Consider the following 24,217-nt stretch of genomic DNA (forward strand, 5'->3'; position numbering starts at 1 on the left):
GTCGAAAAAGCGAATAATACGTTTACATTTTGTGCTATTTTGTCATATATTTAAGTATCCAACACAATTGCCATATTTAACACTTTTTGATTGATAATTCAGAAAAAAATCACTTCACAGTAAATTCAACGGAATAAAAATAAAATCCTGCTCCAAAGAGCAAGATTTTATAGTTTTATAACATGATGTTTTCCGTCCCAAGAAAAAGGGTTTTCCATTACACGATCAACGAAATCCAAACCAAACTGATTTAAATAATAACATACATTCCACACACGTTCTTGCGGTGCACCTAATGGACGAAGTGCGAATTGTATACGGCGGAATTTATTTAGCTGAACCTCATACTTTTTCTCAACATTTCTTTTCAACATTCTTTCCAGCAGTTCAATTTGTTCATTAATTTTCAATTCGTTTTTCCCTGCAAACGCACCTAACCCTGGCTCTATTTTCTTTACAAATTGCTGTAAAGATGTATGAATATCGGCAATTTCTTTTTTCGCCTTTTCAAAATGATCATCAATCGGTTCCTCTATTTGATTAGACAACCAGTTTTCACGCAATTTATCGACATCATTTAAAAACGGATCACTTTCTCTCAATTGCAAATCAAATAAATCCGTCGCTATATCTCTCTCCACATAAGTAATTGTAAGACGAGGAACGACAGGTGGCATTTGAAAACCGACAGTATGGAATACTTGTTGTAATTCACTCCAATAAGCTAATTCTCCTGGACCTCCAATAAATGCGAGCGTAGGAAATACATACTCTTGCATAAGAGGACGTGTTACAACATTATTACTAAAACGTGCCGGATTTCTCTCCATCTCTTCAATCAACTCTTCGTATGAAAAGGAATGCGCCCCATCCTTTCCAACAAACTTACCTTGTTGATCTTCAAGCAATACTCGTTCATCATCTATTTCCATGAATATATGCACTGCATGAGACTTCGTTTCAATAATCGGTTTGTATCCTAGTTCTTTAATTACTTCTTGCTGATTACGAAGCCCCTCTTGTACCTCTTTATACTTACTTATAATTCGCTTGAAAAATGGAATTTCTAACTTTCTTAATTCAGAATGATGTGAATCAACAAGGATTAAACCAGAATTAGCAAAGATTTTCGTAATAAGATGAGCAAAGAAATCTACATACGTATTCGATTTTTTCAAAGCATCATCAACAAATTTTAATACATCCTTTGTAAAATTTGTTTCTGGGTATGTTTTAAAAATCTCTTCAATCCAATTTCTACAATCTTCAACAGAAAGTTCAGACTCAGAAGCACTCGCCTTTTTCGGATTACGGTCATAAAAAATAGTTTTTTTCATCTTTTTATTTTTCGCTACAAAAGTATGGTTAATCTCATCCATATCATGGTCTTCACCCGCAATCCAGAAGACAGGGACAACTTTAACTCCTAAACTTTCTTCCTTTTCCTTTGCAAGCTGTAAAATTGAAATAACTTTATGAATTGTATAAAGCGGTCCAGTTAATAACCCTGCTTGTTGTCCAGCTATAACAACATATGTATTTTCATCTCCAAGCGCTTTTACATTTTGAAGTGTAGATTCTCCCGCTTGTAATTTTGTATTATATTCTAATAAATGCGCTACTAAATCTTGGCGGAAAAACTCCCTTTCACGCAAATCATGTAAACGTTGTTTAAAAGCATCTTCTGTTAACATATAATCAAAACATGACTGTATCTCTTTTTTACCGTTCATATAGTCCGCTACAACACCTTGTTGCGGAACAGAGATTTCTTTTATCTCCATATAATTCTTCCTTTCGTATCCAGTTCTCTCACCAATCCACATTGTAGTCAATGTTTCACGTAAAAGCAAAGAATAACACTTATACTCTTGTTTCTAACCCTTTTATTGCATCGAACAAAAATTGAAGTGTCGGAACTGGTAGTTGCTGTTTCTTAGCTTCTTCTAATACATATCCAACAATCGCATTAATTTCCGTCTGTCTATTCGCTCTTACATCCGCTAACATAGAGGATGTATTACGAGACGTTCCTTCACACACATTTCGTACCATTTGCCATACCATTTCTTTTTCTCCTCTAATAAGAAATGCGACCTCCTGAAACACTTGCTCCATCATTTGATAAAAAAAACGATTCGTGATTAATTCACCATTCTTAACTCCCAATAGTGCTGTCAATGGATTGATACATACATTTACTACTAATTTTTTGTGCATAATCTCTTCCCAATCCGTTTCTATTTGAACTGGAAAATAAGTAACAGGAAAATAACGGAATATTTTCTTGAAATGTATAGATTGACCACAAACCACTCCAAATTTTGTTACCCCTATCCCAGTATGATGAACGATATGCCCTCCCTCTTTTTTCGCACCATGTTCTACAATACCAACAGCTATATTTTCACTCCCTATTTTCAGCATCTTTTGAAGATGCGACATTCCGTTTTGCAAAAAGATTAATGATGATGCCCCTTCCACAAACGGTAGTACGTCATCTATATGATATTGCTTCACAGAAATAAATATATAATCTAAATTTTGTGCTACCATACTTTCTATCGGTAAAACAGATGGATATACTGTTTCACATCTTCCATCTCTAATACAAGTTACACCTGTTTCATTCAACTCTTCAGCCTGCTTAGCCGTTCTTGTAAACAACGTAACATCTTGGTTACTTTTTTGTAAATAAAATGTATACAATAGACCAATAGCACCTGGTCCGACAATTCCAATTTTCATTTTCACACAAGGGATTCACATTAAGCGCCCTTGCCTCCCCTCCTTTTTATATCTTTTTAAAGTACATGAGCACGCCCTATAATTTCGTTGTCCTCTGTCAAACAAATACACTCTCTTTTTTCGCTATGTATAATACTGCCTATTAATACACTTATACTCTTAGTTTAGCAAATCCTCAAAAAAATAATAAAAGAAATATACTATCTTCTTCATAAAAATAAAAAAATGAGTTATAATATTATTGTAAATATTTTTACTTTTCTGCATTCAACAAGATAACAAAAGGATGTGATGTAATGGGATTCCCAAAAGTTGAGCGCTTGCTCATCAATTATAAAACGTTAGATGAATTCAAAAAATTTAAAGGGTGCGGAGCCCAGGAACTATCTATGCTGGAAGAATTGCAAGCAAACATTATTGAAAACGACAGTGAATCTCCATTTTATGGCATTTATTATGGTGGATCACTAATCGCACGTATGAGTCTATATATGAAAAGAAACGGCGGAGAACCATTCGAAATTACAGGTCCTTACCTAGAACTTTATAAACTTGAAGTATTACCAACTTTTCAAAAACAAGGATTCGGGCAAATGCTTGTAAATCATGCGAAACAAATGCAATTTCCTATTAAAACAATAGCACGTATTCATTCAGCTGGTTTTTGGGATAAATTAAATTTCAACCCCGTATCAGTAACTGATGGTGATTTTTATATTTGGCATCCAGAAACAAATTTGAATGCGGTTACAAACGAAGAATCGGCTTAAAAAATAAAAAAACAGCTGTATAACAGCTGTTTTTTATTTCTTAAGCTTCTCTAACTTCTCATTCGAGCGAGCATTGTTTCTTTCCGCTACCATTACACTTCTTTTTTGATCGATATAATCAAGTAATGTTCTATACTCTTCTTCATATACTGATAATCGCTCCAGAAGGCGCTCTCTTTCTGTTTGTAATGATTCAACTTGTTGTTGCAACACCGTTAAAGAGTTTTCATCTTTATAATTTTGCAAGAAATCAATAACATCATTCAACGTAATTGACGTAGGTTCTAACACCTTTGTCTCTTTCACTTCATAATGTTCTACTTTACGAAGTTGCTTTGCTTCCTCAATACGTTCTTTATATTGCTTTCTTACGTAAGAATTCCATCTAAACCCACATGCTGCTGGTGTACGAGATAAATTTTTTCCCACTTCCTTAAAGGCAGAAAGTTGTGTTCCACCTTCTCGAATATGCCGGAGTACTACTTCTGCCAGAAGCAAATCTTCATCATCAGTCCAAGCATCTTGTCTTGTTGTCGCCATCTCTCTAGTCCTCCCTATGCATTTTTTATTAAGCATATGCAGTTACTAGAAAAGATAGAATACAACAACTAAAGATTAAGACAAAAAAAAATAAACACAGAAGATATCTTCTGCGTTTATTTTCCCGCAATTACTTGCTGATTACTTCTTTACCTTTGTAAGTACCGCATGCTTTACATACACGGTGAGCTAATTTCGCTTCACCACAGCTTGGGCACTCTACCATACCAGGTACTGATAATTTGAAATGCGTACGACGCTTTCTTTTTACTGTTTTAGAAGTTCTTCTAAAAGGTACAGCCATTCTTCCCACCTCCTTAAAAGAAATAGTTATTTTCATATGAAGGCCTGAACCAGTCTTCCGATTATTTGTCAAAAAACTTTGCAAGTCCTGCCAATCTTGGATCAACAGTCTTTTCTTTGTCTTCTTCCGAAATCACTTGCCAGTCTTGACCTTGCGTCGGTGCTCCACCAGAAACATCATCACTGAAAATTTGCATTGGAATCTCCAAAAGTATATTTTCCTTGATTACGGGCAGTAAGTCAAGTACTTCTCCTTCTAAAGAATGAATTTCAGCTTCAGTTTCAAATTCTTCTTGTGAAGTTTGGAACACCTCAGTTGTTTTAATGTCAAATGGTAATGTCACATCTACTAAAGAGCGAGAACATGGTAAAACCATGCTTCCAGTTATATGTAGATGAAACGTAAACTTACCGGAGCCAAAATCAACTCTTCCCGTTACATGAACAGGATTAATTTCACGAATATCTTTCTCGACCTCTTTTAGCTCACTTACATCTACCATCTCATCCAATGTCAATCCTTTATTTCTCAATTTATTCAATTGATGGATGGACCATTTCATATCATATCACCTCAAGGCAACAAACAAAATTATAGCTAGCCATTTTATATTTGTCAATGTTTTTTCTTTACACTATAATGAAGTCATCATAGTAAATAATATATAGAGTATCACGTTTTTCAAAAAGATGCTACATCGAAAGGAGAGATTACCATAAAAGCTGGTGGTATTGTTGTTGAATATAACCCTTTTCATAACGGTCATCTTTATCATGTGCAACAGACAAAAAAGTTAACACAATCCGATATAATAATTGCCGTTATGAGTGGTCCTTTTTTACAGCGTGGTGAGCCCGCACTCATTTCCAAATGGTATCGCACTAAAATGGCCTTAGCAAACGGCGTAGACCTTGTTGTAGAGCTTCCATACGTCTTTGCAACACAAAAGGCTGAAACCTTCGCAAATGGTGCTATTTCCATTTTAAATGCCCTACGTGTTTCCGAAATTTGTTTCGGTAGTGAGGATGGACAAATCGAAAATTTTTATAATACCATCTCCATACAAAAAAACGAAGAAGAGACTTTTAACTGCCTTGTAAAACAATTCATGGACGCTGGTAATAGTTATGCAAAAGCAACATCGGATGCTTTCTCACACATTTTAACATCTGAAAAAAACATAGATATGTCACAACCAAATAATATTTTAGGCTTCCAATATATGAAAGCAATTCTGTCACAAAATAGCTCTATACAAGCTCAAACTATAAAAAGATTTGCCTCTCATTATCATGATGAAACATTTAATGACCAACATATTGCAAGCGCGACAAGCATCCGAAAACAACTCTTTAGCGAAGAAGGATTATTTACAACAATTGAACCTTTTCTCCCACAGGCAACCACTTCGCTTTTAGCAAATTACAAACAAAACTACGGGATATTACATAATTGGGAACAATACTTTTCATTTTTTAAATATAGACTCATGACGATGTCTCCAGGGGACTTACGACATATATATGAAATAGAAGAAGGTTTAGAGCATCGTATTTTATCAAAAATACAAAACAGTTCCTCCTTCTATTCATTCATGGAAGCATTAAAAACAAAACGTTATACATGGACTAGATTACAAAGAGCTTGTACACACATTTTAACAAACACAACAAAAGAGGATATACGTAGCGCAAATATAGAACAACACGCACCATATATTCGCCTGCTAGGCATGTCACAAAAAGGACAAACTTACCTTTCAAAAAATAAGAAAAAAATCGAACTTCCAATCCTTACTCATACAAAAACATTCGACCATGCCGCTTTAGATATAGAGAAAAAAGCAAACTCTGTATATTTCTCCATCATGCACGAACCGTTACGCACACAACTATTAAAACAGGATATAACACACCATCCTATTCGCTATGATGAAACAACTACAAAATTCCTATAAAAAACCTCTCTATTTCAGAGAGGTTTTTTCCTTATCCATCTTTTCTAAATATGTTAACGCATCATCCAGCGTATCCACTGGTACAATTTTCATTTTTGTTTTAATATCCTTTGCAGTCTCAAGTGCATCTTTATAGTTCGATTTCTCCGCACCTTTTTCATTTGGCGCAAAGAACACTTCAGCCCCAGCATCGCTAGCAGCCACCACTTTTTGATTTATACCACCAATCGGGCCCACTTCTCCTTTTTCATTAATTGTACCTGTTCCAGCTATTTCATGTCCTTTCGTTAAGTCTTCTTCCACAAGTTGATTATATATTTCTAATGTGAACATTAAACCTGCGGATGGTCCACCAATTTCATTAGAATTAATTTTCACTTTCGGATCGACCACTAGTTCTCTTTCCGTAACGATAGAAACACCTATACCGACACGTCCATTCCCATTAGGAATCGCCTTTACATTTAAATTCTCTTTCAATTGTTTTCCATTTCTCATGTACTCAATACTTACAGCATCATTTTCTTTTTTCCCTGTCATATATTCAATAAATTGCTCCGTCTTTTCAAATGTTTTTCCGTCAACAGCTATAATAACATCACCAAGCTTAAGCTTTCCTTCTGACGGCATTCCTTTTGCCACACCAGCAACTAATACACCTTTATTTTCAAAAGATACTGAGCGATTTGCACGTTTATATGCATTATAAATCGCTGCATTTTGTGAATCTTTCATCGCATAATTTTGGCGAAATTGATATTCTTCATCACTCTCACCTTTTTGCAATATTTCTTCCGCTTTCGAAATATGTGTATATTTATTAAACTGTGCCGCTATTAAATTCACCACATTTGCTGGTCCCATTGAAACCGTAACAAGCATAAAATCACCAGATTCTTTCGTTCCACCCTCAACTTGAACATAAGGCTCTAATTTGGCAGCCATTCCTGGTTTTGTTATATAATACGGTAAACGTACGTAAACAAGTAACATCGCCAATATAACCCCTATTAAGATTGCATATATAAACCGAAAACGCTTAAACATTATGTTTCTCCTTCCACTGCTCAATTAATAAATAAATATTTGAAATATGTTTTTCTGCTTCTACTTCTCCAACTCGAATAATGTCTTCAATGTTTGTAAAAGCACGTGAACTAAATTGCTCTACAGCTGGTCGCATCATTAAATCCGATGCAATTTGCCGATTCATTACAAGCTCATGCTGCATAATTTCAATACTTTGCATGATTACGTCATAAATGGACGTAACATCGCCATTTACCTTAATTGGAGATACATCAACAGCGATAACAATATCGGCCCCTAACTCTTTCACAACCGATACTGGGATGCGATCAATGACTCCACCATCCACTAATAATCTTCCATCTATTTTTTCTGGTACAAACACTCCAGGAACAGATATGCTAGCCCTCACCGCATCTGCAACTGGCCCACTTGTAAAAACCACTTTTTCCCCCTTCAATATGTCAGTAGCCACAACAGCCGTCGGGATATCTAACTCTTCTAAATTTTTATTATATGTAAACATTTTAATCATATCTTTGACACGTTTTCCAGCAATAAATCCCATTTTCGGTACCGTGAAATCTAAATAATACTTCCGCTTAAAAACAGATGCTAATTTATACAATCTTTCAACGTTACTACTTGCCGCATAAAACGTACCTATTAGCGCCCCCATACTACTTCCTGCAATCATGTGAATAGGGATACCCGCTTCCCTTAAAACCTTTATTACACCAATATGAGCAAACCCTTTCGCTCCTCCAGACCCAAGTGCTAAACCAATCTTTGGTTCTTTCATTTTTCTCACCCTTTAATTTTTTTCATTCCTTTTTCATACTTATGGTCTAAATTCACTACGTATCCACGTATACTGAAATGAACGTTTTTTGGGACAAAGGGGGATTTACTTACATGTATGAAAAATGGAAAACCGCTTTCCTTACCATATCAACGCTATTTTTAACCTTTTCTCTTGTACTCCACCCCCAAGCCGCTTTGCAAGCTTCTATTCGCGGGTTAAATATATGGTGGGAAGTTGTATTCCCTTCACTACTACCGTTTTTCATCATTGCGGAACTTCTAATTAGTATCGGTGTTGTAAAATTTATTGGCGTTATATTAGAACCACTCATGCGCCCACTTTTTCGCGTTCCAGGGATAGGCGGATTTGTTTGGGCGATGGGAATGGCTTCTGGTTTCCCTGCAGGCGCCAAATTAAGCGCTAGACTACGAAAAAGCAATCTTTTAACTCAGATTGAAGCAGAGCGCCTCGTTTCTTTCACAAATTCTTCTAATCCACTTTTTATTTTCGGTGCTGTGTCTATCGGTTTTTTTAATAATCCGAAATTAGGAATTATATTAGCCGCTGCCCATTATTTCAGTAACTTTGCTGTCGGATTAATTATGCGTTTTTACGGCGATAATACCGCTTACAAAATTAATACACACACTACAAAAAAACGTCGCTTTCAAAACCCTTTTTTAATCCTTCACGAGACACGCTTACAAGAAAAAAGACCAATTGGTAAATTACTTGGGGATGCCATTGTTTCTTCTATTCAAACATTACTTATGATTGGCGGATTTATTATTTTATTCTCTGTGTTAAATAAAATGATTACTGTATTTCACATTACAGCAGCTCTTTCTTTTATTATGCAACATATTTTATCATTCTTCCAACTAAGTACAGATTTTAGTATACCTATATTATCAGGTATTTTCGAAATGACACTCGGAAGCCAAATGATTAGTCAAATAAATGAAACACCGCTCTTACAACAAGCTATGGTAACAAGCTTCATTTTAGCATTTAGTGGTCTTTCTATTCAGGCACAAGTTGCTAGCATATTAGCTGAAACAGATATCCGATTTAAACCCTATTTTTTCGCACGAATTATTCAAAGTATTCTTGCCCCTATTTTTACATTTGTATTTTGGACACCATTTTATGAGAAAGTGAGTTCTTTCTCGCCTATGCCAAAAGATATTCCTGTATTTTTATCCGAACATCCTTCTATACTACATGAAATTTGGACATCTTTTATACATTATGGACCAATTTTCACATTATTTTGTCTATACTTATATGTTATTTTATTATTTTTGCGCACATATAAAGAAAAACCCCGTTCACTTTAACGGGGTTTGAAACTTTTCTTTTAAAGCACGTTCTACAATAGGAGGTACAAGATCTACTACACTTCCTCCATACCTCGCAACTTCTTTTACAATACTCGAGCTTAAAAATGAATATTGATTGTTTGTCATAATAAAAAATGTTTCAATATTTTCATCTAATTTTCGATTCATAGAAGTAATTTGCATCTCATATTCAAAATCAGAAACTGCTCGTAAACCACGTAATATTGCATTTGCATTACGCATTTTTGCATACTCTACTAATAGCCCACTATGTGAATCTACTTTTACATTCGGGATATCCTTTGTCGCTTCTCGAATTAATTCTAATCGCTCTTCAACTGAAAAGAATGGTTTTTTTGATGAATTGTTTAAAACGACTACGTACACCTCATCAAATACTTTTGCTCCCCTTTTAATAATATCCAGATGCCCAAGGGTAATTGGATCAAAACTTCCTGAAGAAATAGCTATACTTGTCATTCTGTCCCCTCACCTTCATACTTATAAATCGATATTGCAGTAATCCCATAATTCTCAGCTCGTACTTTTACAAGCCTTCCTATTGAATTAGGTAAAACTACATCATTACCATGCTCTGCCATAATTAATCCATCACTATGTAGCAATCCATGTTGATCCATTATACTAATTAAAGATACAATTTTTTGCTCTTTATATGGAGGATCTATCAATATAAGATCGAATGACATTTCACGTTTTATTAGCGCCTTTACTGCACGTTCAGCATCATTTCGATATACTTCAGCTTGTTCCTGTACTCTACAACTTTCTAAATTTTGATGAATTACTTTTATCGCTTTACTATCCCGATCAACAAAAATTGCTTTATCAATCCCTCTGCTCAAAGCCTCAATTCCAAGACCACCACTACCACCAAATAAATCAAGGGCGATACCACCATCAAAATAAGGACCTATCATATTAAAAATAGATTCTTTTACTTTATCTGTCGTTGGACGTGTTGTATTACCAGGAACCGCTTTAAGTGGGTGTCCTTTACATTTTCCTGAAACTACTCTCATCTGTTGTCACTACCTTTATTTCAATCTATCGAGCGATTATAGAAAGCCATTCCCACTTCGGTAACCGTTAACAAACCACATTCACCTAACTATAGGAAAACTCGGCCTCAAATAACCTCTCGTTATTTTTATATATTCATCTCATCATTCACTAATATGAACCCAATATGTATATTAGTTCCACTTTATCTTTTTTATCCTATCACAAAATAAAAAAAAGAAAAATAAAAAGCCCAACATAAAATTTAATTTCATTATGTATATCTTCATTTAGATTGGACATAAATAATTATAACAACATCACCTTCGATGTTGTTGCCAACCGCGGAGAAGACTTACGTTTCCCCATAAGTTCTTCCTCCGGTTTCTCCTCTCCCTTTGCCTTCTTACTAGTACATGCTAGTATAAGAAGGGCCCTGCTATGCAGGGTTTTTTTTCTTTGTGTGCTTTTCATTTAAAAAGTGAAATGGTACAGTAAAAGAAAGAGGAGGAAAAGATATGATTCAACGCTTTATAGAACTTGGAGAAGGCTACTCTGATTTATATGAATTACTTGAAATTGCCAAAACAAATCAAGAACGTATAGCACATATGTTACAATTTGAAACGATAAAAAACGATAAAAAAGTATGTTCGCTTGTTGTAATATTAAAACCAACTACTACTGGTGATTTCCAACCATTATACATATGTCGTGAAGGCATTCCTGTATTTGAAAATAAAAAAAGTAAACGTGTCATTTTATTTGAAGAAACGGCAGAACAACTCGGAAAAAAAGTGGCTACCTTTACTGTAAAACCATCTACAACTTTCCCAGAAAAAGAACTATTTTTTAATCATTTAATTGGTATTTTACGAATGAACAATTTCATTCCTCCGATGAAATAACACGTTATTTCAAGTGAAAAATCCCCGGCTAAATTTAGCCGGGGATTTTTTCTATTAGCTATAATCGTATTCTTTTGCTCGATCAGGACGGGAATTTTCAAATTCCGTTTTTAAATACGGGCGATACGACTGTTCTATCTTTTTCACAAAAGGAAGTTTGTTCAACTTATGCATCATATGCTCAATTTGTTCCATATCACAATATACTACAGCATATTTTAATCGTTTTGATATGTAATGTATGTTACCATATTTCCTTAAAATCTTGGCATGTTTCAATGAATGTAAATAAACAATCATACTTTGTCGTTGCCCGAACATAATCTTCTCCATCTTCTCCTTTTAAAAACATATATTTTATATTCTATGAAAACCAATCAGAAATTTATAACATTACAGGACAAACTCTGTATACGTTTTCTTCCAACTTCTAAAAAACGGGGTACATCACCCCGTTTTTTTACAACCACAACCTCCGCCAGTACCACAACCTCCACCACAGCCACCAGCATCAAAGAATGGATTTCCTGTTGGCACTTTAATGGAAGAAGACACTTCCGAACCGATTGCTACACTAACTTCGTCTAATAACTTCTGCAAAGCAGTTTCTGCTCTTTTAAAAGCTGCAACCTTATCATGTAAGTCCACAGAACGCTTTAATTCTCTCATTTTCATTGACACGGTAGTATAGTCAGGATGGTATTTTCCAAAACGCTGTACTTCCTCATACCGTTCTTTCATCGCTGTAAATTGCTGAATGAGCGTCTGAAGTTCCATATCTTCATGTAATTCTCTATAATACTTACGATAATCTTCTGCTATATCTGAACAGATAATCGCTTTTGCAAGCTGCTCTGCCTTATCTAATATTAATACGCTTTCTAGCGTCGCTACAATCATGAGAGACACCTCCGAGTATCCATCATACCACATTTAGATTAGAACTACTAATTGAAGTGACTTACTCAAAAGAAAGATATAATGAAACTATTTTTACACTATATCCGTACACACTTATACATTAATATGTTCCGCTATATTATATTTAAGAACATCCCACTTTCCACTATTTTGTTTCACATAACTAATACACGCATTTTTTAATGGTGTCTTAAATGTAATTTCATCTGGTTCAATGGCATGTAAAATCGCTTTTATCGCGTGTGAGTGAGCAACAATAATAATACGTTTGCCAAAATGAGTTGTCGCAACATCTTCTAAAGCAGCAAAGCAACGAGCTACAATCTCTTCATCTCGCTCCATACCTTCTACTTTACCTTCAGCAATCAACTCTCTAACAGCCGCAACCGGCTTCCCTGAAGCTTCTCCAAAATTCCGTTCAACAAATCGCTCATCTAATAAAATCGATTGTAATCCAACTGTCTTTGCAATTTCATTAGCCGTTTCTTGCGCTCTAATTAACGGGCTACTTATAATGATATCCCACGTTTCTTCTTGTAAAGCAGCTGCACTCTGACTCGCTTGCTTCTTACCAACTTCATTAAGCGGAATATCTTCTCGTCCCTGAATAATTTCTTGAAAATTCCAATCAGTTTGTCCATGTCGTACTAAACAAATTTCCGTCATGCTGCAACTCCTTTTTAAATAATCAACCTCTATTGTAACAAAAGTTCTGCATGACGGACATATTTTTCACTTCCAATTAGGTTGCATTTTGTTGCTTCATATACTGAAACATATCAATCATGATCGAAGCAACGGCCAATTGATTTTGAAACTTTTCCACTTTATCTGGTATTGTTTTTTTGAAATGTTGCATCGCCGCTAACTCAAAAGCCTCTTTTTCTTCAGGATTTCGTGTTAATTTTCTATACCAGTACGGTTGCTCTCTAATATAGCGAGATAAATCCTCATCAGCCTTTATAAACTCCATAATTTCTGCTCTCATCATCTTTCCCCCTAATCCTTTTGAAAGAAAAATGGGTTATTTTCTGAAGTACTTTGCTCTTGCTGCGTACGGTTACCTTGAAATTGCTGAATAACTTGTTGCACGCTCCCAATTGCACTCGTCACATTGGCTAAATGGTTCTGCATTTGTTCCACGTCCAACTTTTTAAAAAAAGAAAGCATTTGCCCCATCACATCAGCAGTTTTTTCCTCTTCAGTTCGATTATCTTTTTCTTTTTTATTTTCTTTTACCGAAGAAAACGCAGGCGCTCCATCCGGTCTATAAGTTGCCCATATTGGATCTTCTTCACCAAGTAAGTACCATTCTTCATAAAATTGTTGCCATGTTTTATGACCACTTCTAACCTCATGAACCATTTTAGGGTGATGGTTTACAAATTCTTTAAACTGTTGAACCGATGGATGTAACGGTCCTTTTGTTGTTGGCATAATCCTCACCTCTCCATGTATATCTACTATATAGTAAGAAAAAAAAGGCGCATGGTTCGCCTATTTTTAGACGATTCATGCACCTTTTTTTCTGCTATTTGCATACGGTCAGATTCCCACCTACAATTCAGTGAATACGAAGTAACTAATTTGGTGATGTTAACACCCCACCGCTTACAATTTCACTTTATTTTCGAATAAAGTTTTGTGTATAAAATTTATCGTATACACCCACACCTAATCCTGTAAATTGTTCATTTAATAAATTCTTTCTATGCCCCTCACTATTTAACCAACCTTGCACTGCCGCAATTCCATCACTATGTTGAGCCGCTATGTTCTCACCAGCAAGTTGAAATCCTACTTTCCCGCGCTGCAAGCGATCTCCTAGTGTACCTAATGTAGGTGAGTCATGAGAAAAATAATTATTGTCTTTCATATCTTTACTGTGACCAACAGCAACATCTGCTGTTTCCTGATCCCATGTTAATAATGGTAATTTATGACGACCTCGAATGATATTTGTTAAATCAAAAATTTGTTGCATATTCCCATTTTCTACTTGGTTTATTTTTTCTGGAGTCAATGGTTGTTCTGCTATTAATTCACCTGAATAAACGAGCTGATACGGTCTTTGGCGTAATAAAGTTTCATCATCCATATAACGAACACCAACAAGCTCATGTGTAAATTGATCAAAATACAATTGCGCCCATCCATCTTCTACAGGTATTAACGGTTGTTCCATGACTTCGGTATCAGATAGCTCAAATTGATAACTATTTTTCCCTCTTTTTAATGAAATTTCATGCGAAAGCGGACTTTTTTTATATACTTCTTCATATTTTTCATTTATATAATAAGGTGGAACCTTAACTTGTTCACCAGCTGCGTATGCCGTTACAACTTTACGTTCAGAAACTCCAAATTGAACATACTGAGTTAAATCCTGGTTGTATACCCACCATTCATATCCGTATGCAGATGGCTCTATTCGAGAGGGTTCTCCCCACTTCGCTAATAAGTTTTCAGAGTCTTCACCAATCATATTTAAAACAGTGTCTGAGGAGTCTTCCTTAATTTGCTTTTTCTTTTTCACAATTTTATTTTCTTGCTTTGATTGAGATGGGGTTAATATATATTGTGAAACGAGTAATTTCCCATATAAATCAACAGCTAAAATTAAAAATGTAATCATTACGATACGCAATAATTTCTTCAAACGATATACCTCCTGAACAAAACATAAAATTGAGATATACACAAATCCTTTTCTTTCTTTTTGTGTGTACCGTACTCTTTTCACTATATCATATTTTTGTGAAAAAAGTCTGGATTATCCTTTTTCTCTCAATATGAATTGCACTTTCTTATTATTCATACTATTATAAAAATAATGGTGTAACATTAAAAAAGGAGGTATTATATGCAATTTACAAATACGCAATTTAATGGAGCCGTCGTTGAATTAACTCTTTTAACTGAAATCATGGAAAACAACCACTTCGTACTTGCCGGACAGTGGGATTATGAGCGAGTTACATACGATTATAAATTTGAAATATTAAAGGATGTTTATTATTTACGAGTGCAAGGAGTTGCTGTTGAAGGTGACATTGGCAGTAGACACGCTGAAGTAAAACTACTTCCCCCCTTATTAGGAAAACATTATTATCCTCACGGCGTTGAATATGGTGATGATGAGACTTTCCCAACGAATGTACTTCAAAAAAGCGAACAACTCCTACAAAATGTCGAAAAAGAGTTAAAAGAATTTCAAATTATTGATTAACAAAAACAAGCGCATCAATATGATGCGCTTGTTTTATTTCCCTTCCCTAAGAATGAATCGTTTTTTTTACTGGATATCCATAAATAGATCCATCTTTTACTTTAATCTCATCTTCCCAAGGAACCTTATATTTACCTTCAGCTAAATCTTTTACAAACGTATATGGATTTTCTTTCACCCCACCAGGAGTTGCTACATATCCTCTTGAACCTAGATTATATATATTATTTTCCAATCCCCATCCTAATCTAGCCTGATCTGCTAGTTCTGGATATACTTCAGCAGTAACAATCTCCCAAGGATTTCGATGTCCCTGTACTAAAGTAGTCCCATCAAAATTACATACTTGTCCTTCACCAAAGTAATAAAATACGCCATCATAACCCGCTAAGTTTACCGACAATGTATACATTAAATTCTGCCATGCATTTGAACGATTGGTTAGCATCCATTGTTCACTAACTTGTGTACTATATCCAGAAATACGAATTAAGACATTTGCACCTTTATAGGCCGCTTCACGAGCTACTTCAGGGAACATGCCATCATGACAAATACAAACAGCTAATTTACTTCCTCCAGGTCCATCACAAACAGGTAAGCCTAAATCTCCAGCTTTCCAAGGCTCGACTGGCACCCAAGGATTTAGCTTACGATACTTCAAAATCATTTCACCTTGTGGATCAATAATAACTGCTGTATTATATGGCTCTCCACCATCAGGATTTTTCTCCATTATTGAAAAAACACCATATACTTTAGATTCTTTACATGCCTCAGCAAATAAGTCTGTTTCTGGCCCAGGCACTGTGCATAAAAATTCTTCTGTAGTCCATTTTTTTGTATTGAGCCCTTGTGTACTATATTCAGGAAATACTATCAATTCTAAACCAGGGTAACCTGATTTGGTCGAATGAATTGTTTTTATGATTTGTTGAATTTGTTTATCAATGTCTGCACGCGATTCTACTACTGGTACTGGATATTGAATTAGTGCTGTCAAAAAACCACTAATCGGCTTTACCATACTTCCACTACTACCCATTTAAACTCCCCCTTAAAATAGTTCGTGTTTATTAAAGATAACAATATATATTTGTAACTCTCTAAAAAACTTGCACTACATATGGAATTATTACGCATGAAAGCTAGTAGTAAATTTTATCTCCACTTTTAGTACACGCCTACACTAACTTAACATAAAAAAATTAGAAAATTCAATCTTTTTAAGGTAGCTAAAACTAAGTAAAAAAAGCGCATGGAATCCCATACACTTTTTTTACTTAGTCTGTAAATACGGCGGCAATTGTTGCAACTGCTCCTTATCCTTTTCACGTTCTCTACGTGCCCATCTAAAGAATACATAGCCTATAATTGTACCGTACACTATTTCCTGGACAATTTTCATTATGATACCACCAGTTTGCTGGTCTTGTACGACTGGCATCCAGTGCAAAAATTCTGGTCCCGTTATATTTAAATCTGATAAAGTGCCCGCTGGTACACATAGTTCCATCGCTTTCATCCAAGCAGCCGGATCCGTATACGTTGCAAATAACGGGGCTGTCGCAAAAATGATTAACGCACAAGCAGGCGTTAATAATATGCCATTAGCAAACATATAACCAAGTTTCTTTATATCACTTAATGTTTGATATTCTGGTAATGGATTTAACATCGGCCACCACATCATGATTGCTGTAAAAAACAATATAGCGAGACAAATAGGATGAGCTATTTGACTTTGTTTTACCGTATCAAAAACAACTGGTAAATGATAAAAAGAAAACAGGCCGTTAAATACAAATAACGCAATAAGCGGTTTAGCAAATGCCTTTAATATAATTTGAACAAACTTAAAAGAAGTAATGTAACGATATAACCAAATTGGTATACCAAGCAACAGTAACGGTGGAACTGCAATATACATGACTGCCATTTCAAACATATGAGCACTAAATATAATATGGCCAATTAAATCAATAGGCCCTCCCTTTACAAAATACAAAAGAACAATACCAGTCGTAAAATAAAAAATTTGCTTCTTACTTACCTTCGTCGCATTTTCAAATCGCATTCTATATGGCCCAATAATTAAGAAGTACCCAATAAGAATCGAAAGCATAAATAATAAAAAGATTGGACTCCATAAAGCCTGAAAACCAAATATCCACAAGTTACTCATTTTCACACCTACCTTCGTAAGGTTATCTCATAATATGAAGAGGGAGCTGTGACAACACAAGCTCCCTTATTTTTCACTTTTCAAATCCACACGATTGTCATAAAAGCTAAAATTGTAATTAACCCTATTAGCAGACCAGAGTAAAGAAAGAAACTTGCTGCTTCATGTCCTTTATGACTCATATGCATAAAATAATACAATTGAAAAATTACTTGTACCACTGCTAATAGTAAAATAAACGGTACAGAGAAAATCGGACTAAAAGTTTTTGGATACGCCACCGCTACAAATGCAACTAATGTTAAAAAAATCATTAATGCAAACGTAATAACTTGATGCCTCATTTCCTCCGCACTTTTTCTCTTCCGATAAACAAGATCAACTTTAGGATTATTCGTTTGCTTTATCGCCATTGTTTATCCCACCATTCCCATTAAATATACTACAGTGAAAATAAACACCCAAACTACGTCAATAAAGTGCCAATAAATCGATGCAACATAAAACTTCGGTGCATTGTATAAATTTAGACCTCTCTTCGCATTTCTAAAGATTAATGTTAGAATCCAACATAACCCAAACAATACGTGGAGTCCATGTGTACCAACAAGAGCATAAAACGCAGAGCCAAACGCACTACTTCTCATAGTATGCTTAAATTCATGTGTATAATGATAAAACTCATATATCTCAAACCCTAAAAACCCTAAACCTAGCAATACTGTTACTAGTAACCAAAGCTGCATTTTCTTAAAGTTAAAGTTTTTCATGTGATACATCGCATATACACTCGTTAAGCTACTCGTTAATAAAAGCATCGTCATAATGAAAACGAGTGGCATTTGGAACATCTCTTGAGATGTTGGTCCACCATTTGTAGAATTCTTTAACGCTAAATATGTTCCGAATAAGGAAGCGAACAACACTGTTTCGCCTCCAAGAAATAACCAAAAACCGACAAACTTATTTTTCCCTTCAAGGGTTGCTTTTTCAGGCTCTGCTGGAAATGTTTCATTCGTTAATTTTTCATCTACATGCATTATGCCTTGCCCCCCTTATCCTCTAAATCTTCTTTATGAATATGATACCCATGATCATCAATTACTGAACGTAGGAACATTGCGCCAAATGTAATGATTAAACCAATAATTGCTACTAATAACCAGAACTTATCTTTTCCGCCCTGCATATACATCGCACCAAATGCCGCTATAAACAATCCGAAAGAAATGACAAATGGTGAAAACGAAGGATTTGGCATATGAATATCACCAACTGGTTCCGCTGCTGTCATCTCTTTATTACCTTCACGTTTTTCAATCCAAAACGGATCTAATCCGCGAACAAATGGTAATTGTTTAAAGTTATATTCTGGTGTCGGTGCTGGCATTGTCCATTCTAATGTACGTGCATCCCACGGATCACGACCAGCTTTTTCTTTTGATACTGTCGTTTTAATTACATTGAATAGAAGAACAATCGTTCCAAGAGCCATAAACACCGCTCCGATGGAACTAATCATATTCCCCATTTCCAACCCTTGCCCTTCAAGATATGTGTAGTAACGGCGTGGCATACCAATCAAGCCAAGGAAATGCTGAATAAAGAACGTTAAATGGAAGCCGATAAAGAATAGCCAGAACGTTATCTTTCCTAATGTTTCATTTAATACTTTATTAAACATCAGTGGCCAATAATAATGAGCTCCTGCAAGTAAACCAAATACAACACCGCCAACGATTACATAATGAAAATGCGCTACTACGAAATAGTTATCATGAAATTGATAATCAGCTGGTGCAGATGCTAGCATAACCCCTGTAACTCCACCCATTACGAATGATGGAATGAAAGCTACTGCCCACATCATTGGTGTCGTAAAACGAATACTTCCGCCCCACATTGTAAAGAGCCAGTTGAATATTTTGATACCAGTTGGAACCGCAATCGCCATTGTTGCGACCGAGAAAATAGCATTAGCAACTGGACCAAGTCCAACAGTAAACATATGGTGCGCCCATACCATAAATCCTAAAAATCCAATTAATACAGTCGCAAACACCATCGATGAATAACCAAACAATCGTTTTTTCGAAAATGTCGCGAAGATTTCTGAGAATATTCCGAAAGCTGGGAGTATAAGAATGTATACTTCTGGATGACCGAAAATCCAGAATAAATGCTCCCATATAATTGTATTCCCGCCCAATGCCGGATTAAAGAAACTTGTTCCAAATAAACGATCTAACATTAAAAGTCCTAATCCTACAGTTAACGGCGGAAAAGCGAATAATATAAGCGAAGATGTTACAAATGTCGTCCATGTAAACATCGGCATACGCATGTACGTCATTCCTGGCGCCCGCATATTAATAATGGTTACAAGGAAGTTAATACCTCCAATTAATGTACCAATACCTGAGATTTGCAAGCCGAGTACATAGAAATCAACACCATGACCTTTAGAGGCTAAAGCTAAAGATGCATAAGATGTCCATCCTGCATCAGGTGCTCCACCTAAAAACCAACTTAAATTTAAAAATACTCCACCAAAGAAAAATAACCAAAATCCGAGTGAATTCAAAAACGGGAACGCTACATCACGTGCACCAATTTGAAGTGGTACAGCGGCGTTCATAAATGCAAACACGAGTGGCATAGCTGCGAGGAAAATCATTGTTGTACCGTGCATCGTTAATACTTGATTATAAGCATCCCCAACAAGAAAAGCATTGTTAGGAATCGCTAATTGAAGGCGAATAAATAGAGCTTCTATTCCGCCTATTACAAAAAACAATCCACCTGCAATTAAATAGAGAATGGCAATCTTTTTATGGTCTACTGTCGTTAAATAATCCCATATGACAGCACCCATCCCCTGTTTTTTTGCTACAGAACTCACGTTTTCAACCTCCCCTTCGCGAATAATCCCTCTTTACTTTTCAACTTTTAACGTTTGTAAGTATGCATTTAATGCATCAATTTGATCATCCGTTAAGTTGCCATATTTGCCAGTCATTTTGTTTCCTGGCTTCATATTTTCAGGATCTTTCAGCCATTTTTTTAAGTTTTCTTCATTGTTTTCGGCAATACCGGCAACCATATCGCGATCCGCAAAGTTTGCTAAGTTTGGTGCGATACGAGCGGAAGGTGGTCTACTATCATTAGATCCAACTGCATGACAACCAATACAGCTTTTATTAAATATTTCTTGGCCCTCTTGCGCCTTTGTTGAAGCTACTTCTTTCTTCCCATCAATCTTCTTCATATCAGCAAGCCATTTTTTGTACTCGCTTTCATCTAAAGCTTTCACTTTAAATTGCATTAAAGAATGTGATGGGCCGCAAAATTCTGTACAAAAACCATTATAAGTGCCCGATTTATCTGCCTTTAACCACATTTTGTTCACATTGTCTGTATTTGTATCCATTTTCCCTGCTAAAGATGGAACCCAAAATGAGTGTTTAATATCGGCACCCTTCAAATTTAAATACACTTTCTTACCTGTGGGGATGACCAAATCTTGCGAAGTTACTATCTTTTCTGATTTATAAGAAAATTCCCACCAATAAAGATTCGCTGTTACATCAACAACGATAGTATCTTTATCAATATTCTTTTTCTCCATCGCACTTACATCAGCAAGTTTGAATGTATATGTAACTGTTGGAACAGCTAAGATTAGTAAAAGAATAATCGGAATAACTGTCCATATAATTTCTAGCTTGTGATTCCCTTCAACTTGCTCTGGAATATAATCTTCCTGACCTTTCTTTTGTCGGAAACGCACAATTACATATAAGAAAATAATAGTAACTACTAGTACTACTCCTACCATGATTGCACTCGCCAGTAGAAGTAAATCATATTGCATTTTTGCTACTTCTCCTTGCGGAATTAAAGTAGATTGAAAGGCTTTACCGCATCCCCCTAACAGTAAAGCCAGCAGTGAAACGAACGAAAGCAGTCGCCACTGTTTCTTCATACAAACAACCCCCACTTTCCTTGTGAATTAGATTGTACTTTATAGTTAAGTAAAGTAAATCTCAACGTAAAGAAATCCAATTATGTCGTTGTCTTAGAAGAATGTAACTACAATCATTGATACAAATAAGATTGTTAAATAATTTAGGGAATAAACAAACATTTGCACGGACCATTTGATGTCATCTTTCTTACGGAAGCCATAAAATCCTAAAACGATCCATCCGATGTTAAGCAGTGTTGCAATTACCATAAATGTTATCCCTAGTCCACTCATATAAAATGGTAGTGGTAATAAACATACTGTCCAAATCATAATTTGGCGTTTCGTAATTTCAAATCCATGAACTACAGGAAGCATTGGAATTCCTGCATTTCGATATTCATCAACACGTTTCATTGCTAATGCAAGGAAATGTGGGATTTGCCAAATAAACATAATTAAAAATAACATCCAAGCAATTGGATGGCCTAAAGATGGATCGATTGCTGCCCATCCAATTAAAGGAGGAACTGCACCAGATATACTACCTACAACAGTATTTAGTGTATACTTTCTCTTTGTCCATAAACTATATAGAACAACATATGTGAAAGCACCAATAAATCCCATTAAGACTGCCATTGGTGTTGTTAATAATAAAAATACAAAACCAAGAAGTAATATGACTAGTCCAAATGTAAGTGCAAATCCTGGTTTATACTTTCCAGTAACCGTTGGACGGGTCTTTGTTCTTTCCATTAATGGATCGATGTCTCGATCAATGTAGTTGTTTAAACAACATACCCCTGCCATAACTAATCCAGAACCAACGATTGTAAAGAATAACTTATCCAGATTGTCCATTACACTTAATCCATTAAAGTGTAATGCCAACCAAAATCCTGTAAATACAGTAAGTGTATTTGAGTTTACAATCCCCATTTTAACGAGTGCTTTTAAATCTTGTAACCGAGTTGTTTCCGGTACACTTGTAACAGCGGACTCATCATGCAGCTCACTTGTTGCATGGTTCATCACTCTAACCCCCTCTTAAAACTTTCATCTTTCTTTTTGCGCATATTTCAAATGAAATAATTCGCTTCTATATAGCAATATTATTACAGTAGAAACATTGTTAACCCATTCTACTACTAATCTACGCCCATACTCCAATATATTAAATCATATTTCCCGAACATTTTGTGAAGAAAACATGAACTTTTTGTGTCGAATATAAAAAACTTCATTCTGACTTGTCCTTATCATAACATGATGTTACCTTCTATAATAAACTATTTTGTCTTATTTAACACGTATTCTCCCCATTTCTTTTCAAAATAGCCTATTTTTCACCTAAAATTTTCCTTAGGAACCCTGTTTTTACACCTATTTTCTCCCCCTTTCCTTCCCCCTCCATTTCTTTGCTATTTTATTATTTTTTATATATCATAGGAACTAGCGCGTTTTATTCTATACATAATGGAATGAAAATATTTCGCAATAACTTCATAGCAGAAAGATGGTGAAAGAGATTGCAACGCTTTATTAAATGGTTAGCAGTCATTACAAGCCTTGATTTATTAATAGTTTTATTAGGAGGCGCTTTAGTTACAAAAACAGGTTCTGGTCAAGGTTGTGGTAAATCATGGCCACTTTGTAACGGTGAATTTGTTCCATCTAATTTATCAATGGAAACTATTATTGAACTTAGCCACCGATTAACATCCGGATCAGCTGGAATTCTTGTCACTCTCCTTTGTATTTTGTCCTGGAAATATTATAAACATGTGCGTGAAACAAAAACGTTAGCAATTTTATCCTTCGTATTTTTAGTTGCACAAGCATTAATGGGAGCAGCAGCAGTTGTTTGGGGCCAAATGCCAGCTGTACTTGCTATCCACTTCGGTATTTCCTTAATTTCATTTGCTTCTGTCATTTTATTAACGTGTCTTATCTTTGAAATTGACCAAAAATTTGATGCACGTTCACTTATTATGGACAAAAAAATGAAATTTCATATTTATGGTGTAACAATTTACAGTTATATCGTCGTCTACACAGGTGCTTTAGTACGTCACGAACGAGCTAGCTTAGCCTGTCCAGACTTTCCTTTATGTAGCAAAAACAGACCTATGCCAACTCAACTACATGAATGGGTTCAAATGGGCCATAGAGTTGCAGCGATGTTAATTTTCGCTTGGATACTATACGCGATGATTCTCGCTATTCGCCATTACAAACAGCAACCTGTCGTATATTGGGGATGGATCATTTCATTTATCCTTGTTACACTTCAAGCTGTAGTAGGAGTTTTAGTTGTATTTACAAACGCTAGTTTAGCAATGGCATTGTTACATTCTCTATTCATTTCTTGCTTGTTTGCCGTACTATGCTATTTAGTTATGTTAGGAACAAGAAGTAAAGTGAATGCAAAAGAAGCCGAATTAACTTCTAAACAAACAAAATAATTTAAAACTAAAATCCCTTG

Annotated in this window: 28 protein-coding genes; 6 read left to right on the forward strand and 22 right to left on the reverse strand. The window is 35.4% G+C overall.

What is annotated here, in order from left to right; translation table 11 throughout:
* Positions 1 to 167 precede the first annotated feature (167 nt).
* Positions 168 to 1,784, reverse strand: a complete 1,617-nt coding sequence (gene bshC, locus DN401_RS18410) for a bacillithiol biosynthesis cysteine-adding enzyme BshC (RefSeq protein WP_000403040.1) — start codon at positions 1,782 to 1,784, stop codon at positions 168 to 170.
* Between the two features lie 79 nt (positions 1,785 to 1,863).
* Positions 1,864 to 2,748 carry a 2-dehydropantoate 2-reductase gene (gene panE / locus DN401_RS18415; protein WP_002182931.1) on the reverse strand — a complete coding sequence of 295 codons (885 nt, stop codon included), beginning with the start codon at positions 2,746 to 2,748 and terminating at the stop codon, positions 1,864 to 1,866.
* Positions 2,749 to 3,044: 296 nt separating this feature from the next.
* On the opposite strand from panE, the gene DN401_RS18420 reads away from it, so the two are divergent.
* Complete coding sequence (locus DN401_RS18420; RefSeq protein WP_000506694.1) at positions 3,045 to 3,518, forward strand: N-acetyltransferase; 474 nt, start codon at positions 3,045 to 3,047, stop codon at positions 3,516 to 3,518.
* A 33-nt stretch (positions 3,519 to 3,551) separates the two neighbouring features.
* Here the strand turns inward: DN401_RS18420 and DN401_RS18425 are convergent, their stop codons facing one another.
* From DN401_RS18425 to DN401_RS18435, 3 genes are all read right to left on the reverse strand, one after another.
* The gene (locus DN401_RS18425) at positions 3,552 to 4,058 is read right to left on the reverse strand and encodes an RsfA family transcriptional regulator (RefSeq protein WP_000246467.1); all 507 of its coding nucleotides are present in this window, start codon (positions 4,056 to 4,058) and stop codon (positions 3,552 to 3,554) included.
* Positions 4,059 to 4,188: 130 nt separating this feature from the next.
* Complete coding sequence (gene rpmF, locus DN401_RS18430) at positions 4,189 to 4,362, reverse strand: 50S ribosomal protein L32 (RefSeq protein WP_001984764.1); 174 nt, start codon at positions 4,360 to 4,362, stop codon at positions 4,189 to 4,191.
* A gap of 61 nt (positions 4,363 to 4,423) precedes the next feature.
* Positions 4,424 to 4,924, reverse strand: coding sequence for a YceD family protein (locus tag DN401_RS18435; protein WP_000872149.1), 501 nt, complete (start codon positions 4,922 to 4,924; stop codon positions 4,424 to 4,426).
* 213 nt (positions 4,925 to 5,137) lie between these two features.
* Here DN401_RS18435 and DN401_RS18440 point away from each other — a divergent pair, with 213 nt between their 5' ends.
* Positions 5,138 to 6,319: a nucleotidyltransferase gene (locus DN401_RS18440; protein ID WP_002164444.1), complete on the forward strand. Its 1,182-nt coding sequence runs from the start codon at positions 5,138 to 5,140 to the stop codon at positions 6,317 to 6,319.
* Positions 6,320 to 6,328: 9 nt separating this feature from the next.
* On the opposite strand, the gene DN401_RS18445 is transcribed toward DN401_RS18440, so the two are convergent.
* Entirely contained in the window at positions 6,329 to 7,366 is a 1,038-nt protein-coding gene (locus DN401_RS18445; protein WP_149287899.1) for a SepM family pheromone-processing serine protease, read from the reverse strand.
* Positions 7,359 to 8,150: a patatin-like phospholipase family protein gene (locus DN401_RS18450; protein ID WP_000662588.1), complete on the reverse strand. Its 792-nt coding sequence runs from the start codon at positions 8,148 to 8,150 to the stop codon at positions 7,359 to 7,361. The genes DN401_RS18445 and DN401_RS18450 overlap by 8 nt, the downstream gene beginning before the upstream one ends.
* Positions 8,151 to 8,263: 113 nt before the next feature.
* On the opposite strand from DN401_RS18450, the gene ylbJ reads away from it, so the two are divergent.
* On the forward strand, positions 8,264 to 9,493 hold the full coding sequence (gene ylbJ, locus DN401_RS18455) for a sporulation integral membrane protein YlbJ (RefSeq protein ID WP_000273082.1): 1,230 nt from the start codon (positions 8,264 to 8,266) through the stop codon (positions 9,491 to 9,493).
* Here the strand turns inward: ylbJ and coaD are convergent.
* Both coaD and rsmD read right to left on the reverse strand, forming a co-directional pair.
* Entirely contained in the window at positions 9,485 to 9,976 is a 492-nt protein-coding gene (coaD, locus tag DN401_RS18460; protein WP_000200601.1) for a pantetheine-phosphate adenylyltransferase, read from the reverse strand. The two genes, ylbJ and coaD, sit on opposite strands and share 9 nt — an antisense overlap.
* The gene (gene rsmD / locus DN401_RS18465) at positions 9,973 to 10,539 is read right to left on the reverse strand and encodes a 16S rRNA (guanine(966)-N(2))-methyltransferase RsmD (RefSeq protein WP_001266978.1); all 567 of its coding nucleotides are present in this window, start codon (positions 10,537 to 10,539) and stop codon (positions 9,973 to 9,975) included. The genes coaD and rsmD overlap by 4 nt, the downstream gene beginning before the upstream one ends.
* A gap of 498 nt (positions 10,540 to 11,037) precedes the next feature.
* On the opposite strand from rsmD, the gene DN401_RS18470 reads away from it, so the two are divergent.
* On the forward strand, positions 11,038 to 11,427 hold the full coding sequence (locus DN401_RS18470) for a DUF7147 family protein (protein WP_000616017.1): 390 nt from the start codon (positions 11,038 to 11,040) through the stop codon (positions 11,425 to 11,427).
* Between the two features lie 54 nt (positions 11,428 to 11,481).
* On the opposite strand, the gene DN401_RS18475 is transcribed toward DN401_RS18470, so the two are convergent.
* The 6 genes from DN401_RS18475 to DN401_RS18500 form a co-directional block, all read right to left on the reverse strand.
* Positions 11,482 to 11,748 carry a YlbG family protein gene (locus tag DN401_RS18475; RefSeq protein ID WP_002082261.1) on the reverse strand — a complete coding sequence of 89 codons (267 nt, stop codon included), beginning with the start codon at positions 11,746 to 11,748 and terminating at the stop codon, positions 11,482 to 11,484.
* Between the two features lie 126 nt (positions 11,749 to 11,874).
* On the reverse strand, positions 11,875 to 12,327 hold the full coding sequence (locus tag DN401_RS18480; protein ID WP_000634366.1) for a YlbF/YmcA family competence regulator: 453 nt from the start codon (positions 12,325 to 12,327) through the stop codon (positions 11,875 to 11,877).
* 114 nt (positions 12,328 to 12,441) lie between these two features.
* Positions 12,442 to 13,014: a histidine phosphatase family protein gene (locus DN401_RS18485; RefSeq protein WP_000134946.1), complete on the reverse strand. Its 573-nt coding sequence runs from the start codon at positions 13,012 to 13,014 to the stop codon at positions 12,442 to 12,444.
* A 76-nt stretch (positions 13,015 to 13,090) separates the two neighbouring features.
* A complete protein-coding gene (locus DN401_RS18490; protein WP_001200990.1) occupies positions 13,091 to 13,336 on the reverse strand; it encodes a YlbE-like family protein in 246 nt (81 codons plus the stop codon).
* An 11-nt stretch (positions 13,337 to 13,347) separates the two neighbouring features.
* Positions 13,348 to 13,785, reverse strand: coding sequence for a YlbD family protein (locus DN401_RS18495; RefSeq protein ID WP_001143346.1), 438 nt, complete (start codon positions 13,783 to 13,785; stop codon positions 13,348 to 13,350).
* Between the two features lie 187 nt (positions 13,786 to 13,972).
* Positions 13,973 to 15,007, reverse strand: a complete 1,035-nt coding sequence (locus tag DN401_RS18500; protein WP_149287900.1) for a CAP domain-containing protein — start codon at positions 15,005 to 15,007, stop codon at positions 13,973 to 13,975.
* 204 nt (positions 15,008 to 15,211) lie between these two features.
* Between DN401_RS18500 and DN401_RS18505 the strand changes: the two genes are divergently transcribed.
* Complete coding sequence (locus DN401_RS18505; protein ID WP_001160952.1) at positions 15,212 to 15,577, forward strand: YugN family protein; 366 nt, start codon at positions 15,212 to 15,214, stop codon at positions 15,575 to 15,577.
* Positions 15,578 to 15,623: 46 nt separating this feature from the next.
* Here the strand turns inward: DN401_RS18505 and DN401_RS18510 are convergent, their stop codons facing one another.
* The 7 genes from DN401_RS18510 to ctaB all read right to left on the reverse strand — a co-directional run bounded on the left by DN401_RS18510 (position 15,624) and on the right by ctaB (position 22,764).
* Positions 15,624 to 16,622: a formamidase gene (locus tag DN401_RS18510; RefSeq protein ID WP_000535802.1), complete on the reverse strand. Its 999-nt coding sequence runs from the start codon at positions 16,620 to 16,622 to the stop codon at positions 15,624 to 15,626.
* A 234-nt stretch (positions 16,623 to 16,856) separates the two neighbouring features.
* Entirely contained in the window at positions 16,857 to 17,762 is a 906-nt protein-coding gene (gene ctaG, locus DN401_RS18515; protein ID WP_000069023.1) for a cytochrome c oxidase assembly factor CtaG, read from the reverse strand.
* Positions 17,763 to 17,842: 80 nt separating this feature from the next.
* Positions 17,843 to 18,175, reverse strand: a complete 333-nt coding sequence (gene ctaF / locus DN401_RS18520) for a cytochrome c oxidase subunit IVB (RefSeq protein ID WP_000985706.1) — start codon at positions 18,173 to 18,175, stop codon at positions 17,843 to 17,845.
* 3 nt (positions 18,176 to 18,178) lie between these two features.
* Positions 18,179 to 18,802 (reverse strand): cytochrome c oxidase subunit III, encoded by a 624-nt coding sequence (ctaE, locus tag DN401_RS18525; RefSeq protein WP_000557861.1) that lies wholly within the window; start codon positions 18,800 to 18,802, stop codon positions 18,179 to 18,181.
* Complete coding sequence (gene ctaD / locus DN401_RS18530) at positions 18,802 to 20,637, reverse strand: cytochrome c oxidase subunit I (protein ID WP_153579316.1); 1,836 nt, start codon at positions 20,635 to 20,637, stop codon at positions 18,802 to 18,804. Before ctaD ends, ctaE begins: the two co-directional genes overlap by 1 nt.
* 60 nt (positions 20,638 to 20,697) lie before the next feature.
* Positions 20,698 to 21,747 (reverse strand): cytochrome c oxidase subunit II, encoded by a 1,050-nt coding sequence (coxB, locus tag DN401_RS18535; protein WP_000745268.1) that lies wholly within the window; start codon positions 21,745 to 21,747, stop codon positions 20,698 to 20,700.
* A gap of 93 nt (positions 21,748 to 21,840) precedes the next feature.
* Entirely contained in the window at positions 21,841 to 22,764 is a 924-nt protein-coding gene (ctaB, locus tag DN401_RS18540; protein ID WP_001015058.1) for a protoheme IX farnesyltransferase, read from the reverse strand.
* Between the two features lie 497 nt (positions 22,765 to 23,261).
* Between ctaB and ctaA the strand changes: the two genes are divergently transcribed.
* Positions 23,262 to 24,197: a heme A synthase gene (gene ctaA / locus DN401_RS18545; protein WP_001188743.1), complete on the forward strand. Its 936-nt coding sequence runs from the start codon at positions 23,262 to 23,264 to the stop codon at positions 24,195 to 24,197.
* Positions 24,198 to 24,217: the final 20 nt, after the last annotated feature.

The sequence above is a fragment of the Bacillus sp. BF2-3 genome (assembly GCF_008368795.1).
In the GTDB taxonomy this organism is placed as follows: domain Bacteria; phylum Bacillota; class Bacilli; order Bacillales; family Bacillaceae_G; genus Bacillus_A; species Bacillus_A cereus.